Annotated in this window: 12 protein-coding genes; 7 read left to right on the top strand and 5 right to left on the bottom strand. The window is 72.2% G+C overall.

The window, feature by feature from the left end; all coding sequences use genetic code 11:
- Nucleotides 1–6: 6 nt before the first annotated feature.
- Nucleotides 7–1,146 carry a multiple monosaccharide ABC transporter substrate-binding protein gene (chvE, locus tag ACFQSB_RS26140; protein ID WP_354845152.1) on the bottom strand — a complete coding sequence of 380 codons (1,140 nt, stop codon included), beginning with the start codon at nt 1,144–1,146 and terminating at the stop codon, nt 7–9.
- A gap of 743 nt (nt 1,147–1,889) precedes the next feature.
- Between chvE and araB the strand changes: the two genes are divergently transcribed.
- The 4 genes from araB (at nt 1,890) to ACFQSB_RS26120 (ending at nt 6,992) form a co-directional block, all read left to right on the top strand.
- Nucleotides 1,890–3,539 carry a ribulokinase gene (araB, locus tag ACFQSB_RS26135; RefSeq protein ID WP_380829600.1) on the top strand — a complete coding sequence of 550 codons (1,650 nt, stop codon included), beginning with the start codon at nt 1,890–1,892 and terminating at the stop codon, nt 3,537–3,539.
- Complete coding sequence (locus ACFQSB_RS26130; RefSeq protein ID WP_354845146.1) at nt 3,536–4,198, top strand: L-ribulose-5-phosphate 4-epimerase; 663 nt, start codon at nt 3,536–3,538, stop codon at nt 4,196–4,198. The genes araB and ACFQSB_RS26130 overlap by 4 nt, the downstream gene beginning before the upstream one ends.
- On the top strand, nt 4,195–5,676 hold the full coding sequence (gene araA, locus ACFQSB_RS26125; RefSeq protein WP_380829599.1) for an L-arabinose isomerase: 1,482 nt from the start codon (nt 4,195–4,197) through the stop codon (nt 5,674–5,676). The genes ACFQSB_RS26130 and araA overlap by 4 nt, the downstream gene beginning before the upstream one ends.
- Nucleotides 5,677–5,954: 278 nt before the next feature.
- Nucleotides 5,955–6,992, top strand: coding sequence for a LacI family DNA-binding transcriptional regulator (locus ACFQSB_RS26120; RefSeq protein ID WP_354845283.1), 1,038 nt, complete (start codon nt 5,955–5,957; stop codon nt 6,990–6,992).
- Between the two features lie 271 nt (nt 6,993–7,263).
- Here the strand turns inward: ACFQSB_RS26120 and ACFQSB_RS26115 are convergent, their stop codons facing one another.
- Both ACFQSB_RS26115 and ACFQSB_RS26110 read right to left on the bottom strand, forming a co-directional pair.
- Nucleotides 7,264–8,451, bottom strand: a complete 1,188-nt coding sequence (locus tag ACFQSB_RS26115; protein WP_380829598.1) for an RtcB family protein — start codon at nt 8,449–8,451, stop codon at nt 7,264–7,266.
- A 192-nt stretch (nt 8,452–8,643) separates the two neighbouring features.
- Nucleotides 8,644–9,189, bottom strand: coding sequence for a DUF308 domain-containing protein (locus ACFQSB_RS26110; RefSeq protein WP_380829597.1), 546 nt, complete (start codon nt 9,187–9,189; stop codon nt 8,644–8,646).
- Nucleotides 9,190–9,525: 336 nt separating this feature from the next.
- Between ACFQSB_RS26110 and ACFQSB_RS26105 the strand changes: the two genes are divergently transcribed.
- Nucleotides 9,526–12,330 (top strand): ATP-binding protein, encoded by a 2,805-nt coding sequence (locus tag ACFQSB_RS26105; RefSeq protein WP_380829596.1) that lies wholly within the window; start codon nt 9,526–9,528, stop codon nt 12,328–12,330.
- A 101-nt stretch (nt 12,331–12,431) separates the two neighbouring features.
- Nucleotides 12,432–12,887 carry a VOC family protein gene (locus ACFQSB_RS26100; RefSeq protein WP_380829595.1) on the top strand — a complete coding sequence of 152 codons (456 nt, stop codon included), beginning with the start codon at nt 12,432–12,434 and terminating at the stop codon, nt 12,885–12,887.
- Nucleotides 12,888–12,967: 80 nt separating this feature from the next.
- Here ACFQSB_RS26100 and ACFQSB_RS26095 read toward each other — a convergent pair whose 3' ends face one another.
- Together ACFQSB_RS26095 and ACFQSB_RS26090 are read right to left on the bottom strand one after the other, a co-directional pair.
- Nucleotides 12,968–14,578, bottom strand: a complete 1,611-nt coding sequence (locus ACFQSB_RS26095; RefSeq protein ID WP_380829594.1) for a tannase/feruloyl esterase family alpha/beta hydrolase — start codon at nt 14,576–14,578, stop codon at nt 12,968–12,970.
- 144 nt (nt 14,579–14,722) lie between these two features.
- Nucleotides 14,723–15,379 (bottom strand): TetR/AcrR family transcriptional regulator, encoded by a 657-nt coding sequence (locus ACFQSB_RS26090; RefSeq protein ID WP_380829593.1) that lies wholly within the window; start codon nt 15,377–15,379, stop codon nt 14,723–14,725.
- Nucleotides 15,380–15,465: 86 nt separating this feature from the next.
- On the opposite strand from ACFQSB_RS26090, the gene ACFQSB_RS26085 reads away from it, so the two are divergent.
- Nucleotides 15,466–16,236: an SDR family oxidoreductase gene (locus ACFQSB_RS26085; protein WP_380829592.1), complete on the top strand. Its 771-nt coding sequence runs from the start codon at nt 15,466–15,468 to the stop codon at nt 16,234–16,236.
- The last annotated feature ends 10 nt before the right edge of the window (nt 16,237–16,246 follow it).

Raw genomic sequence — 16,246 nt, 5'->3', positions numbered from 1 at the left:
GTTGGATCAGCCCAGCTGCGCCTGCGTGTAGTAACCGCTGTCGACGACGACCTTCTGGTAGTTGCTCTTGTCGACGATCACCGGGTCGAGCAGGTAGGAGGGGACGACCTTGTTGCCGTTGTCGTAGTCCTTGGTGTTGTTCACCTCGGGCTTGCCGCCCTTGAGCACGGCGTCGGCCATCTTGACGGTGACCTCCGCGAGCTGGCGCGTGTCCTTGTAGATCGTGGAGTACTGCTCACCGGCGATGATGGACTTCACCGAGGCCAGCTCGGCGTCCTGGCCGGTCACGATGGGGTACGGCTGGCCGGAGGTGCCGTAGCCGTTGCTCTTCAGCGCCGACAGGATGCCGATCGACAGGCCGTCGTAGGGGGACAGCACGCCGTCGACCTTCTTGCCGCCGCTGTAGGTCTTGGTGAGCAGGTCCTCCATGCGCTTCTGCGCGGTGGCGGGGTCCCAGCGCAGGATGGCGACGGTCTTGAAGTCGGTCTGGCCGCTCTGGACCTTGATGGTGCCCTTGTCGATGTAGGGCTTCAGGACCGACATGGCGCCGTTGAAGAAGAACGTGGCGTTGTTGTCGTCCGGCGAGCCGGCGAACAGCTCGACGTTGAAGGGGCCCTTGGCGTCGCCGTCGCCGCCGTCGGCGGTCTTGAGCTTCAGGCCGACCAGCAGCGAGGTCGCCTGCTGCACGCCGACCTTGAAGTTGTCGAAGGTGGCGTAGTAGTCGACGTTCGGGCTGTTGCGGATCAGCCGGTCGTAGGCGATGACCGGGATCTTCTTGTCGGCCGCCTCCTGGAGCTGCGTGGTGATGGCGGTGCCGTCGATCGAGGCGATGACCAGGAGCTTGGCGCCCTTGGTGATCTGGTTCTCGATCTGGTTGACCTGGGTGGGGATGTCGTTCTCCGCGTACTGGAGGTCGACCTTGTACCCGAGCTTCTCCAGGCTCGCCTTGACGTTGTCGCCGTCGTGGATCCAGCGCTCGGAGGACTTGGTCGGCATGGTGACGCCGACCAGGGCGCCGCCGTTGCCGGCGGCGGCCTCGGACGAGGTCGCCTGGGTGTCCGCGGTCTTCTGACTGGAGCCGCACGCGGTCAGTGCGGCGGCCAGCGCGAGGGTGGATGCCACCGTCGCCAGTCTTGCGATTCTCATCGTGCTACTCCTTGCGAGTGGGGGTCCCGATGCGAGCGGGTGGATCCTTGCGGGCCCTTGGGAGGCCCGACGCGTGTCGCGGCGGCTCCACCGTGGCGGAGTGTCGCGAGCGCCTCGCCCTCCGCCTCCGCGCCTTTGACGGTGACCTCCAGGATCGCGATCAGGCGGGGCGGTGGCCAATGCCTGAGCGGTTAGTGTTATCGCTAACAATTAGCCTGTCAATAGATGCCGATAACGTCGCTGTAACAAGAGTGAAACCCTTGATGACCAGCGATTCTCTCGGCCATGGGGGGTGGAGGCGCCGCCGGGCGCGCCCGGCGGCCCGCACACGCATCGTCGACCGGCGTGCCCGCGTGAGTGTACGTCACCCCTGGCGGGGGCGCCGCCGCCAGGGCGCGAGCAGGCGCGCCCGGCGAGCCACTTCGCGCGCCGGCGCCCGCCACGGCCGCCCCGGCGGCACCGGGCCGCGGGCCGGCCTGCCCCCTGGAGGGGCGGGCGGGCAAAGCGCGCATCAGTAAACGCCCTGGCAGCCGGGACGTCAACCTGATGTTAAGCAACTATTACGGCGTAACCGGACCGTGACCTGAATCTCCTTGACGCCGCCCGTTGTTAACGTTCACAGTCGAGCCCAGGCATGGCTGACGCGCCGGCCCACCGCCGCCCGCGGAACCGGTGCCCGCACCGGTGCCCGCGGTTCGGATCGGCAAGTTCGGCTTACGGCATCCGGCAACCTGAGAGTGAATGTGAGCGATAACAACAGTCACTGTGTAGTCGGCGTCGACTTCGGCACGCTGTCGGGACGCGCCGTCGTGGTGCGGGTGGACGACGGCGCCGAGCTCGGCGCGGCGGTCCACGAGTACGCCGACCGCGTCATCGAGGAGACGCTTCCCGGCAGCGGCGTCCGGCTCGGCCCCGACTGGGCCCTGCAGTCCCCCCGGGACTGGCTCGACGTCCTGCGTGTCGCCGTCCCCAAGGCCCTGGCCGTGGCGGGGATCTCCCCCGGCCAGGTGATCGGCATCGGCACCGACTTCACCGCCTGCACGGTGCTACCCGCCACCGCCGACGGCACCCCGCTGAGCGATCTGCTCCCCGACCGGCCCCACGCGTGGCCGAAGCTGTGGAAGCACCACGCCGCCCAGCCGCACGCCGACCGGATCAACGCCCTGGCCGCCGAGCGCGGCGAGGCGTGGCTGCCGCGCTACGGCGGCAAGATCTCCTCCGAGTGGCAGTTCGCCAAGGGCCTGCAGGTCCTGGAGGAGGACCCGGAGGTGTACGGCCTGGCCGAACGCTGGATCGAGGCGGCCGACTGGATCATCTGGCGGCTCACCGGCGTCGAGACCCGCAACACCTGCACCGCCGGCTACAAGGGCATCTACCAGGACGGCGGCTACCCCTCCGAGGAGTTCCTCGCCGCCCTGCACCCGGACTTCGCGGGGTTCACCGCCAAGCTCGGCGGGGAACCCTCGCCCCTCGGCGGCCTGGCCGGCCGGCTGACGGCCGAGGCGGCGGAGCTCACCAAGCTGCCCGAGGGCATCGCCGTCGCGGTGGGCAACGTCGACGCCCACGTCACCGCGGCCGCCGCCGACGCCGTCCGTCCCGGGCAGATGGTCGCCATCATGGGCACCTCCACCTGCCATGTGATGCCCTCCGACCAGCTGGCCGAGGTGCCGGGCATGTGCGGCGTCGTCCGCGACGGCATCGTGCCGGGTCTTTGGGGCTACGAGGCCGGGCAGTCGGGCGTGGGCGACATCTTCGCCTGGTTCGTCGAGACCTCGGTGCCCGCCTCCTACACCGAACGGGCCGCCGAGCTCGGGGTGAGCGTCCACGAGTACCTGACCTCCCTGGCCGCCGCGCAGAACGTCGGCGCGCACGGCCTGGTCGCGCTCGACTGGCACAACGGCAACCGCTCGGTGCTGGTGGACCACAACCTGTCGGCGGTGATCGCCGGGCAGACGCTCGCCACCCGGCCCGAGGACGTCTACCGGGCGCTCATCGAGGCCACGGCCTTCGGCGCCCGGGTCATCGTGGAGACCTTCGAGAAGTCGGGGGTGCCGGTGGAGGAGTTCGTCGTCGCCGGCGGGCTGCTCAAGAACCCCTTCCTCATGCAGATCTACGCGGACGTGCTGCGCCGCCCGCTGTCGGTCATCGGCTCCGACCAGGGCCCCGCGCTCGGCTCGGCCATCCACGCGGCCGTCGCGGCGGGCGCCTACCCCGACATCGCCGAGGCCGCCGCCGCGATGGGCAAGCGCACGCCCGCCGCCTACGTGCCCGACGACGCGAGCGCCGACGCCTACGACCGGCTGTACGCCGAGTACCGCCGGCTGCACGACCACTTCGCCGACGGGGAGCTGCTGCACCGGCTCCGCGCGATCAGGAACGAGGCCGGGGCATGATGCTGCCCGAGCTGCGCGAGACGGTCAGCCGGCTGCACGCCGAGCTGGTGCGCTACAACCTGGTCGCCTGGACCGCCGGCAACGTCTCCGGACGCGCCCCTGGCGGCGACCTGTTCGTCATCAAGCCCAGCGGCGTGTCCTACGACGAGCTGACCCCTGAGGCGATGGTCGTGTGCGACCTTGAGGGCAACCTGGTCGAGGGCGACTACGCGCCCTCCAGCGACACCGCCGCGCACGCCTACACCTACCGCCACATGCCCGAGGTGAACGGGGTGGTGCACACCCACTCCACCTACGCCTCGGCGTGGGCGGCCCGCGCCGAGCCGATCCCGTGCGTGCTCACCGCGATGGCCGACGAGTTCGGCGGCGAGATCCCGGTGGGGCCGTTCGCCCTGATCGGCAACGACGACATCGGCAAGGGCATCGTCGCCACGCTGTCGGGGCACCGCTCCCCCGCGGTGCTCATGCAGAACCACGGGGTCTTCACCATCGGCGACTCGGCGAAGGCGGCGGTGAAGGCCGCGGTGATGTGCGAGGACGTCGCGCGCACCGTGCACGTCGCCCGCCAGCTCGGCGAGCCGCTGCCCATCCCCCAGGCCGACATCGACCACTTGTACGACCGCTACCAGAACGTATACGGGCAGAGGAGTCCCCTGTGAAACTGTGGTTCCTGACCGGCAGCCAGGGCCTGTACGGCGACGAGACGCTGGCGCAGGTGGCCGGGCAGTCCCAGGAGATCGCCGGCGCACTGGACCGCGCGCTGCCCTTCGAGGTGGTCTGGAAGCCGGTGCTCACCGACGCCGCCGCCATCCGTAAGGTGTGCCTGGAGGCGAGCGCCGACGACGACTGCGCCGGCGTCGTCGCCTGGATGCACACCTTCTCCCCCGCCAAGATGTGGATCGCCGGGCTGGACGCGCTGCGCAAGCCGCTGCTGCACCTGCACACGCAGGCCAACGTCGCGCTGCCGTGGAGCTCCATCGACATGGACTTCATGAACCTCAACCAGGCCGCCCACGGCGACCGGGAGTTCGGCTACATCCAGTCCCGCCTCGGCGTGGCGCGCAAGACCGTGGCCGGGCACGTCAGCGACCCGTCGGTCGTGGCGCGCATCGCCGCCTGGGCGCGGGCCGCGGCGGGACGGGCCGAGGTCGGCTCGCTCAAGCTGGCCAGGTTCGGCGACAACATGCGCGACGTGGCCGTCACCGAGGGCGACAAGGTCGAGGCGCAGCTGCGGTTCGGCGTCTCGGTGAACACCTACGGCGTCAACGAACTGGTCGAGGCGGTGGACGCCGCCGCCGACTCCGAGGTCGGCACGCTGGTCAAGGAGTACGAGGAGCTCTACCAGGTCGCCCCCGAGCTGCGGGCCGGCGGCGACCGGCACGAGTCGCTGCGGTACGCGGCCCGCGTCGAGCTCGGCCTGCGCGGCTTCCTGCGCGACGGCGGCTTCAAGGCCTTCACCACCAACTTCGAGGACCTGGGCGGGCTGCGGCAGCTCCCCGGCCTCGCCGTTCAGCGGCTGATGGCCGACGGCTACGGCTTCGGCGGCGAGGGCGACTGGAAGACCTCGGTGCTGCTGCGCACGCTGAAGGTCATGTCGGAGGGGCTGCCCGGTGGCACCTCCTTCATGGAGGACTACACCTACCACCTGACGCCCGGCGAGGAGGCCATCCTCGGCGCGCACATGCTGGAGGTCTGCCCGACCATCGCCGCGGGCACGCCCTCGTGCGAGATCCACCCGCTGAGCATCGGCGGCCGTGAGGACCCGGTGCGGCTGGTGTTCGACGCCGCGCCCGGGCCCGCGGTGGTGGTGGGCCTGGCCGACATGGGCGAGCGGTTCCGGCTGGTGGCCAACGAGATCGACGTCATCTCCCCCGCCGAGCCGCTCCCCCGCCTGCCGGTGGCGCGGGCGGTCTGGACGCCGCGCCCGGACCTGCGCACCTCGGCGGAGTCGTGGCTGACGGCCGGCGCCCCGCACCACACGGTGCTGTCGGCGGCGGTGGGCGCCGAGGAGCTGACCGACTTCGCCGACATGCTCGGGGTGGAGCTGCTGGTGATCGACGCCGACACCACCTCGCGCCAGTTCACCAAGGAGCTGCGCTGGAACCAGGCGTACTACCGCCTGGCCCAGGGTTTCTGACGGCGTACCGCTCTCGCGGCCCCGCGTCCGGCGGCGCCGTCCCGTCCCCCCACGCGGAGGGGCCGGGACGGCGCCGCCGGGGCTCGGCGCGGCCGGGCGCATCGCCCCGGTGGACCGGTTGGCGTGCCCGTCCGTAAAGCGCTCAAGTCAAACCGCGAAATGCCTTTACAAAGGCGATGTGAACGTTAACAATTGACCCACCCCAGCGTGGGCCTACAGCCCGCGAGGAAGGAGGCGGGGCCAGAGTCATGGCTCGCAACGTCCATCGCTCCCCCGTCATGGCGGATGTGGCAAGGCTCGCAGGCGTGTCGCACCAGACCGTATCCCGGGTTCTGAACGATCACCCTAACGTGCGCCAGGAGACCCGTGAACGGGTGCTGGCCGCCATCGAAGGTCTCGGCTACCGCCGCAACTCCAGCGCCCGCGCGCTGGTGACCCGGCAGACCAACACCCTCGGAGTCGTCGCCTTCGACACGACGCTGTACGGCCCGGCCAGCACGCTCTACGGCCTCGAACGGGCCGCCCGCGAGGCCGGCTACTTCGTGAGCATCGTGAGCCTGCGCGAGCTCACCCGCGACGACCTGGCCGAGGCGCTCGACCACCTGGCCCGCCAGCAGGTGGACGGGCTGGTGGTCATCGTGCCGCAGAGCGCGATCGCGGTCGCGCTGGCCGAGATGCCGCAGCCCGTCCCGGTGGTGACGGTCGAAGGGGACGCCGGCGTCGGCCTCCCCGTCGTCAACGTCGACCAGCGCAAGGGAGGTGCTCTGGTCACCGAGCACCTGCTACGGCTCGGCCACCGCACGGTGTGGCACGTCTCGGGACCGCCGGACTGGCTGGAGTCCCAGGCGCGCACCCAGGGCTGGCGCGAGACCCTGCTGGCCGCCGGCGCCCCGATCCCCGAGCCGCTGTCGGGCGACTGGAGCCCGCGCTCGGGCTACCGCTGCGGTCAGCTGCTGGCCGGCGTGCCCGATCTGACGGCCGTGTTCGTGGCCAACGACCAGATGGCCCTCGGGGTGGTGCGGGCGCTGGACGAGGCGCGCATCCGCGTCCCCGACGACGTGAGCGTCGTCGGCTTCGACGACGTGCCCGAGTCGGAGTTCTTCACCCCGCCGATGACCACCGTGGCGCAGGACTTCTCCGAGGTGGGCCGCAAGGCGATCGAGTTGCTGCTGGACGCCCTGGCCGACGACCGCGACCACTCCGCCCCCGCGGCGGAGGGCGCCGACGGCGCCTACCCGGCCGTCCCGCCCGCGCGCATCGTCGTCCAGCCGCATCTCGTCGTCCGCCGCAGCTCAGGACCGCCCCGGCGGTCCTGAGGGCCACACCTCCGAAACCTCGCACCTCCCGCGAGACCGGCCTTCTTGCGAGACCGTGGCCTTCCGGGACCGTCGCCTTCCAGGACCGGCGCCTTCCAGGACCGTCGCCTTCCAGGACCGTCGCCTTCCAGGACCGTCGCCTTCCAGGACCGTCGCCTTCCAGGGCCGGCGCCTTCCGGGGCGGCGGTGCACCGCCCCGGTGATCTCCAGGGCCGCCACGCGCCAGGCGGCGGCCCTGGAACCACGCGTCGCGGCCGCCGGGCAGGCGCGTTCAGCCCTTGACGCAGATGATCTGGCGCAGCCGGGCGACGACCTCGACCAGGTCGGTCTGGGCCGCCATGACCGACTCCAGGTCCTTGTAGGCGCCCGGGATCTCGTCCAGCACACCCGCGTCCTTGCGGCACTCGACGCCGCTGGTCTGCGCCTCCAGGTCGCCGAGGGTGAAGGTGCGCTTGGCCTTGTTCCTGCTCATCTTGCGCCCGGCGCCGTGGGAGGCCGAGTTGAACGCCTTGGCGTTGCCCAGGCCCTTGACGATGTAGGTGCCCGTCGCCATCGACCCGGGGATGATGCCGAGTTCGCCGGAACCCGCCCTGATCGCGCCCTTGCGGGTGACCAGCAGGTCCATCCCGTCGTAGGTCTCCTCGGCGACGTAGTTGTGGTGGCAGGAGATGGGCCGGTCGAAGGTGACGCCGGCGAAGTGCTTGCGCAGCACGCCGCAGACCAGGGCCATCATGATCGCCCGGTTGTGGCGGGCGTAGTCCTGCGCCCAGAACAGGTCGCGCCGGTAGGCCTCCATCTTCACCGTGCCGGCCACGAAGACCGCCAGGTCGCGGTCGGGGAGGTCCTGGTTGTGCGGCAGCTTGCGCGCCTGCTCGATGTGGTGCTCGGCCAGCTCCTTGCCGATGTTGCGCGAACCGGAGTGCAGCACCACCCACACGACGCCCTCGTCGTCGGAGCAGACCTCAAGGAAGTGGTTGCCGCCGCCGAGCGTGCCCATCTGCACCTCGGCACGCTGCCTGCGGCCCCGGACCGCGGGCGCCAGGGCGTCGAAGCCCTTCCAGAAGGAGTCCCATTGCGCGGCCGGGAACCCGTGCAGCCTGCCCGGCTCCACCGGTCGCTTGTGGGCGTGGAACCCCACCGGGACGGCCTGCTCCAGCCGCGAGCGGAGGTAGGGCAGATTGTCCGGAAGGTCGTCGACCTTGAGCGAGGTGCGCACCGCGCTCATGCCGCAGCCGATGTCCACCCCGACCGCCGCCGGCGACACGGCGTCGCGCATCGCGATCACCGAGCCCACGGTGGCCCCCATGCCGTAATGCACGTCCGGCATCACGGCGACACCATGCGTCCACGGCAGGTTCGCCACGTTGCGCAACTGCTGCATCGCCTGCGGCTCGACCTCGTCGGGCTCGGCCCACATCCGGATCGGCGCACGCCCACCCGGCACCTTCTTGTACACCATCGCGTGTCGCCTCCCTCCGCCGGACTCCGAACCGTCGCCATCAATGACGCCAGAGTCGCACCACCGCCCGCAACCCAATAAAGATCCTCTGCCCGTCCTCGGCCCCCGTGAAAGGCCGATCGGCCCGGGTGGGGCGTGGACGAAGAGACGGTGCCGGCGGGTGGACCGGCCGCAAGGGCGTCAGGGCGTCGATCAGGCCTGGACGGCCCGCGCCCGGCGGCGCCGCTTCCAGGCCAGGGTCGCGGCCTGGATGACGAAGAAGGCGCCACCGGCCGCGGTGTACATGATCAGCGGGGTCAGGCCGGGGTGGTCGCCGATGGCGGCGGGCAGGTAGGTGAGACCGGCGATGACCGACAACGCGCCGGCGACGAGCATCGGCCACTGACGGCCGAGCTCGGGGCCGCGGCGGCGGACGGCCACGGTCAGCTGGGCGGCACCGGAGACGATGGCCCAGAGGCCGAACACGAACAGCACCGCGCCGACGCCGACGATGGCGGACAGGCCGAGACCGACGGCGGTCAGGGCGCTGAGCACCGTGTTGAACACCTGCAGCCTGCGGGCCGGAGTCCCGGGGTCCTCACGGACGTCGAGCAGCGAGGCGACGACGTCGATGATCGGGTACGCGACGAGCAGGATCACCGAGGTGGCCGTCAACGAGTCGTGGACGGCGACGAAAGCGGCGGACCAGGCGATCGCGATGAGGCCGCGGACGAGGTAGATGCGAAGAAGGGACGACATCGGGGCTTCCAGTTTCTTTCCGACATTCCGGCTGTCCGGCGTACCGGAGTCATCCTGACCACCTCTGCCGGCCGATCGCCCCTGGGGAAGTCCCTGGGCGGGACACTGGTCCGGGTCTTCGCGTACCCCCAGGGCACCCCCGCCGGCCCTGGTCGCCGCCACCGGGCACACCGCGTCCGCCGATGGTGCCGAATACCCGGGCGCTCCCAGCCGTTTCCCATGGGCGCCGGCCATGGTGTCTCGGGCCGACGGAGAGTTTTCGCACGTCGCGATGATCTACCCTCTTTGTCCGTTGAAGAGCAGGAGTGTTGTAACCTCCCCGGGCGGGAGGGGGACGTGCCGATCAACACCAAGAGTTGCGTGCTGCGAGGGCGGCGGCGCGAGCAGGAGGCACTCGAACGGCTGTTGCGTGAGGTCAGCGCCGGGCAGAGCCGGGTGCTGGTGCTGCGCGGCGAGGCCGGAGTGGGCAAGACCGCCCTGCTGGACCACCTCGCCGAGACCGCGCCGGCCCGTCACGTGGCCCGCGCGGCCGGGGTGGAGCTGGAGACCGAGATCGCCTACTCCGCGCTCCAGCAACTCTGCGCCCCGCTGCTGGGCCGTCTCGACCGGCTGCCCGAGCCGCAGCGCGACGCGCTCGCCACCGCCTTCGGCCTCAGCACCGGCACCCCGCCGGAGCCGTTGCTCGTGGGGCTCGCCGTGCTCGGGCTGTTCGCCGAGGCCGCCTCGGAGCGGCCGCTGGTCTGCGTGGTGGACGACGCGCAGTGGATGGACCGCATGTCGGAGGTGATCCTCGCCTTCGTCGCCCGCCGGCTGGACCGCGAGTCGATCGCCCTGGTCTTCGCGGCGCGCAGCCCCGGCGACGAGCAGGTCCTCGCGGGGCTGCCCGAACTGCGCGTCGAGGGACTGCCCGACGCGGACGCGCGGGCACTGCTGGACTCGGTCCTGCCCGGGCCGATCGACGCCCGGGTACGCGACCGGATCGTCGCCGAGACCCGCGGCAACCCGCTCGCCCTGCTCGAACTGCCGCGCGGTCTCACACCGGCGGAACTGGCGTTCGGGTTCGGCGGGCACGGCGGGACACCGCTGGTGGGCCGGGTCGAGGAGGGCTTCCAGCGGCGCATCGCGGCGCTGCCCGAGGACACCCGCACACTGCTGCTCACCGCCGCCGTCGAACCGCTCGGCGACGTGCCGTTGCTGTGGCGCGCGCTGGAGCGGCTGGGCGTCGGGATGGACGCCGCGGCGCCCGCGGCCGCCGCGGGCCTGATCGAGATCGGGACCCGGGTCCGGTTCCGGCATCCGCTGGTCCGCTCGGCCAGCCGGCGCTCCGCCGCGCCTTCCGGGCTGCGGGAGGTCCATCGGGCGCTCGCCGAGGTGACCGATCCCGGGCGGGACCCCGACCGCCGTGCCTGGCACCGGGCGCACGCCGCGCTGGGACCGGACGAGGAGGTCGCCGGCGAACTGGAGCGGTCGGCCGGCCGTGCGGTGGCCCGTGGCGGGCGGGCGGCGGCCGCGGCCTTCCTGGAGCGCGCGGCTGAGCTGACCCCCGATCCGGCCAAGCGCGCCGGGCGCACCCTGGCCGCCGCGGCGGCCCGGTTCGCCGCCGGGGCCCTCGCCGAGGTTCCGGAGCTGCTGGCCTCGGCCGAACTCGGTCCGCTGGACCTGGTGCAGCAGGCCGGAGTGGAGCGGCTGCGCGCCAAGGTGGCGTTCGCGCTCAACGCCGGACGGGCGGCCGGGCCGCCGCTGCTGTCGGCCGCACGCCGTCTTGCGACGCTGGATCCCGCGGCGGCCCGGGAGACCTACCTGGCTGCGATCGGTGCGGCCGTGAACGCGGGATGCCTCGGCGACGGCGACCTGCGCCGCGCCGCCGAGGCGGCCCGGGGCGTTCCCGCGGGCGGGGAGCCGGCCGGTCTGCTCCTCGCGGCTCTGACGGCGTGGAGCCTGGAGGGGCACGCGGCGGCGGTGCCGCTGTTCGCTCGCGCCCTGGCCGAGGTCTCCCCGCACAACGACGTGGACCTGGTCTGGCTGAGCGGGGCGATCTTGCACGAGGTGTGGGACGACGTGGCGTTTCTCACCAGGACCGAGCAGGCCGTCGGCTACGCCCGTGAGACCGGCGCGCTGTCCCTCCTGCCGAGCGCGCTGACCTTCCGTGCCACCGCGCTGATCTACGCCGGCCGCTTCGCCGACGCCTCGGACCTGCTGGAGGAGGCCGAGGCCCTCGGCAACGCCACCGGCTCGTCCCCGCATCCGGCCACCGCGGTCATCCTGGCCGCGCACCGCGGCCGCGAGGAGCCGGCGCTGGAGCTCAACGAGGCTCTGGTGAACAACGCCGAGGCGGGTGGCCTGGGGTGGCTGCTCGCCGTCGCCGGGTACAGCAGAGCGGTGCTGTACAACGGGCTCGGCCGTTACCCCGCCGCGCTGCGGGCGGCCCGCGAGGCGGCCCGGCACGAAGACCTCGCCGTCCTGCAGTGGTCGCTCGGGGAGCTGGTGGAAGCCGCCGCGCGCGCCGGGGAGCACGCCGTCGCGGCGCGGGCACGTGACCGCCTCGCCGCCCGCACACGTGCCGCCGGCACCGACTGGGCCCTCGGCGCCCAGGCGCTCGCGGACGCGCTCGCCGGATCGGTCGCCCCGGCCGGCTCGGTCGGATCGGTCGGCTCGGTCGGATCGGTCGGATCGGTCGGATCGGTCGGATCGGTCGGATCGGTCGGATCGGTCGAGGAGCACTACCGAGAAGCGATCGAGCGGTTGTCCGCCACCCGGCTCGGTCTGCAGACCGCCCGGGCCCGCCTGCTCTACGGTGAGTGGCTGCGACGGGAGAACCGGCGGGCCGACGCCCGGGCACAGCTGCGCGTCGCGCACGAGGCGTTCACCACCATCGGCGCGGAGGGGTTCGCCGAGCGGGCCGGGCGGGAACTGGCCGCCACCGGTGAGACGGTGCGCAGGCGGACCCTCGGAGAACGGGAGGAGCTCACCCCCCAGGAGGCGCAGATCGCGCGTCTGGCCGTGGCGGGCCGCACCAATCCGGAGATCGGCGCCGTGCTGTTCCTCAGTCCGCGCACCGTCGAATGGCACTTGCGCAAGGTCTTCACCAAGCTCGGCATCGGCTCGCGCCGCGAGCTCGCCTCCGCCCTGCGCGACAGGTGACCCCAGGGACGCCCCCAGGGGGTCACCCTGGGGCGAGCGTCCTGCCCCGCACGTGATCGTGGACACCGGATGCCGGACGGCATCACCGTGATCGTGAAGAGGTGGAGACAGTGGTGGACTACCTGCTCGAAGTGATCGTGCTGCCGGTGGCCGACGTCGACCGGGCCAAGGAGTTCTACAAGCGGATCGGATTTCGCGAGGATCTCGACTACGTCGGCGGCCAGGACTTCCGGGTCGTGCACTTCACCCCGCCGGGCTCCCACTGCTCGATCATCGTGGGCGAAGGCATCGGCACCGCCGCGCCCGGGTCGGCGCAGAACGTGCACCTGATCGTGCGCGACATCGAGGAGGCCCGGGCCGACCTGGTCGGCCGCGGCGTCGAGGTCAGCGAGATCTTCCACGACGCGGGCGGCGTCTTCCACCACGCGGGCGAGGAGAAGCGGGTTCCCGGCCTCTACCCCGGCCGCCTCTCGTACGGTTCGTTCGCCTCGTTCAGCGATCCGGACGGCAACGGTTTCCTGTTGCAGGAGGTCACCGAGCGCGCCCCCGGCCGCTGAGACCGCGCTGGACGCGCCCACCGTATGACCGCGGCGGCCCCGGGGAGAGTCCCCGGGGCCGCCGCGTCGTGCGGACAGGGTCAGGCGGTGACGCAGCGGTAGTTCGCGGCCGAGGCCGTGTCGCCGTGACCGGTGTAGCGGGCCACCATCGGGTAGCGGCAGACGTTCCGCGTGACGGTCCTGCCGTCGGCGCCGGAAACCGAGGCGGCCAGGGTGGCCGGAGCCTTGCCCTTCTCCACCCAGGTGACCAGTGCGCCCAGGTCGTCGGCCGGGTACGGGCCGGTGCCGCCGCCGCAGTGGTTCACGCCGGGCAGAAGGAACAGCCGGTAGAAGTCGTCGACCCGCTCGCCGCCGCCGAGGGCCCGCTCGACCCGCTCCCGGTAGTCGACCGTGCCCTGGGTGGGCACCAGTTCGTCGGTCTGGCCGTGCCAGCTCAGCAGCTTGCCGCCGGCCTTCGCGAACGCGGACAGGTCCGGGTCGTCGCTGCCGATGATGTCGTTGAACCGCCGCTGCGACGCGCGGAAGAGCCGCCCGAAGGACGTGTAGGTGAGCTTCGTGGTGTCGAACGAGGGGTCCTGCGTCACGAAGTACTTGACCCAGGTGTCGGCGACGAAGAACGGGGCGCCGGGAGAGGCCAGGGCGGCCAGGCTCGCGCCCTTGTTCGGCCCGTACCAGAGCTTGCGGCCGGAGATGACCGGCCCCGCCCAGACCTTGCGCACCGCGTCCGCGGTGGCGCGGGAGATCACGATCGTCTTGTCCTCGCAGACGACCTTGGTGCCGACGAGGCGACGGGGGTCCCAGCCGCACTTGTGCGGGCTGTCGATGACGCCGTCCTCGACCCCGTCGAGGGTGTCGCAGGCCTTGACCGCGGCGGCGGTGAAAGCCTCCAGCTCACACGAGGTGGGCGCCACCTTCTCCTCGTTGAAGACGGCCTGCGACCAGAGCGTGGCGACCGCGAACCGGTCCCAGTTGATCGCCGGGGCCTTGGCGAGGATCCCGTCGAAGTCGGCCGGGCGGCTCTGGGCCTCCTCGTACCCCTGGCGGCCGCCGGTGGAGCAGCCGTTCCAGTAGGCGTAACTCACGGATCGGTCGTAGAACCTCTTCGCCACGTCCTTGCCGATGACGGCCATGTCGTGCAGCGAGCGGGAGGCGAAGTTCTCCAGCAGCGGGGTGTTGACCTTTCCGGCCGCGGTGAGCGCCCAGCCGCTCACGTCGAGCGGGTTCGCGCCGACGCCGGCATCGGTCGCCGCGGCGACATAGCCGGCCTTCACCGCGCTGACCAGCGGGGCCCCGCCAAGATCACCGGCGAGGTAGGCGCTGCCTCCGGTGGCCTGGAACCGTCCGGTCCACTTCTTCCTGTCCTGGGGCAGCGAGATCTTGATGGCGACGTGGTCCTTCGCGCCCGGGTGGCTCACCGTGACGGTGAGGTCGCACCAGGCGGGCACGTCGGTGAGCGTCTCCTCCTCGGGGTGCAGCGGTGGTGCGGCGGGGAAGGTGACGGTTCCGCCGGCGTGGGCGACCGCCTTCACCGACTCCACCTTCGTGCCGGAGGGCGCGGAGACGGGAACCGCGGCGCAGGTCGTGGCGGCTGCGGGGCCGCTGTCGCGGGAGAGGGCGCCGGCGGCCGTGGGCGTCAGCGCCGCCGCCGCCGGCACCGCCGCCGCCATCAGGACGATCAATCGTCGTTTCATGCCCGACATACTCGTGCGGGACCCGTGGACCTCACCCCAGGGAGACCCCCTGGGCCGCACCCTGGCCGGGCCTCGGCGCCTCACCCGCCCGCGGGTCCGGCCTCCTCGCCCGGGCGACCGTCGCGGCCGGCCGTGCCGGGGTCATCACAGGACGTCGCCGGGGTCATCACGGGACGTCGCGGGAATCGGCGCCGGCGGGCCGGGGGCGTGGGGCCGTGCTCCGCCGATGACCGCCTGGGTGAGCTGGGCGGCCAGGCCGGCGGTGAGGGGGGTGCGGGCGATCAGGAGGCGGTACCACATCAGGCCGTAGATCTGGTCCATGGTCAGCTCCAGATCGATCCCGGCCGGCAGCTCGCCGCGGTCGCGGCCTTGGATCAGTAGCGCCCGCAGCCGCTCTCTGCGGGCCGCGATGAACGCGCGCATGCCCTCGGCGGCCGCGGTGTCGCGCAGGGCCTCGGCCGCCAGGGCGCGGAACAGGTCTCCGGCGCGCTCGACGGCGAGGAAGGTGCCGGACAGGAAGGTCGAAAGGTCCGCGGCGAGCACTCCGGTGTCGGGGACGGGCACCTCCTGCTGGGCGTGCTCGACCACGGCCTCCAGCAGCACCGCGCCCTTGGAGGGCCACCACCGGTAGATGGTGTGCTTGCTGACCCCCGCCGCGCGGGCGATCGCGTCGATCGTGACGGCCATGCCGTCCGGCCCGGCGAGCAGATCGGCGGCACGGCGCAGCACGGCCTCCCGGACCGCCGGGTTGCGCCGGCGACCGGTGTGCGGACGGGAGGCGGGCGCGGGGTCGGTGGCCATGATCGCATCCTAGCATTTGACGGAACTGGTGGTTCCGGCAAAGCTTGTCGGAACCACCAGTTCCGTCAAGCACGAAGAGGGCCATCATGGATCTCCACCTGAGCGGCAGGCGCGCGCTCATCACCGGCGCGTCGAAGGGCATCGGCGCGGCGACCGCCGAGGTGCTCGCCGAGGAGGGCTGCGAGGTCCATCTCGCCGCCCGCGGGGCTCCCGCGCTGGAGGACCTCGCGCGCCGCCTGAGCGCCGCGTACGGCGTCGGCGCGTACGCGCACCCCGTCGACCTGCGGCGCCCGGAGGATCTCGCCCGCCTGGCCGAGGAGGTCCCACGGGTGGACATCCTGGTCAACAACGCCGGCGACATCCCCGGCGGCCCGCTCGACGCGGTGGACGCGAAGAGCTGGCGGCACGGCTGGGAGCTCAAGGTCCTCGGCTACGTCGACCTCACGCGGCTGGTCTACGCGCGGATGAGGGACCACGGGCACGGCGTGATCGTCAACACCATCGGCATCGCCGGCCAGCGGGCCGACTTCGACTACATCGCGGGCAGCTCGGGCAACGCCGCCCTGATGGCGTTCACCCGCGCCTTGGGCGGGCGCAGCCTGCGCGACGGCATCCGCGTCGTCGGCGTCAATCCCGGGCCGGTGGCGACCGAGCGCATCCTCACCCTCATGGCCGCGAAGGCGCGCACGGCCGGCGGCGACGGGACGCCGCCCGACCCGGCCGCCGCGTTCCCGCTCGGCCGTGCGGCGACGCCCCGCGAGATCGCCGACCTCATCGCCTTCGTGGCCTCCCCCCGCTCCGCCTACACCAGCGGTGCGATCTTCACCGTCGACGGCGGGATCTCCGCCGCGTCGTGACCACGCGGGA

Source organism: Sphaerisporangium rhizosphaerae (genome assembly GCF_042665155.1).
Classification (GTDB): Bacteria; Actinomycetota; Actinomycetes; order Streptosporangiales; family Streptosporangiaceae; genus Sphaerisporangium; species Sphaerisporangium rhizosphaerae.
Note: the sequence above shows the minus strand (reverse complement) of the source record. Positions and strands in the feature narration are given on the sequence as shown.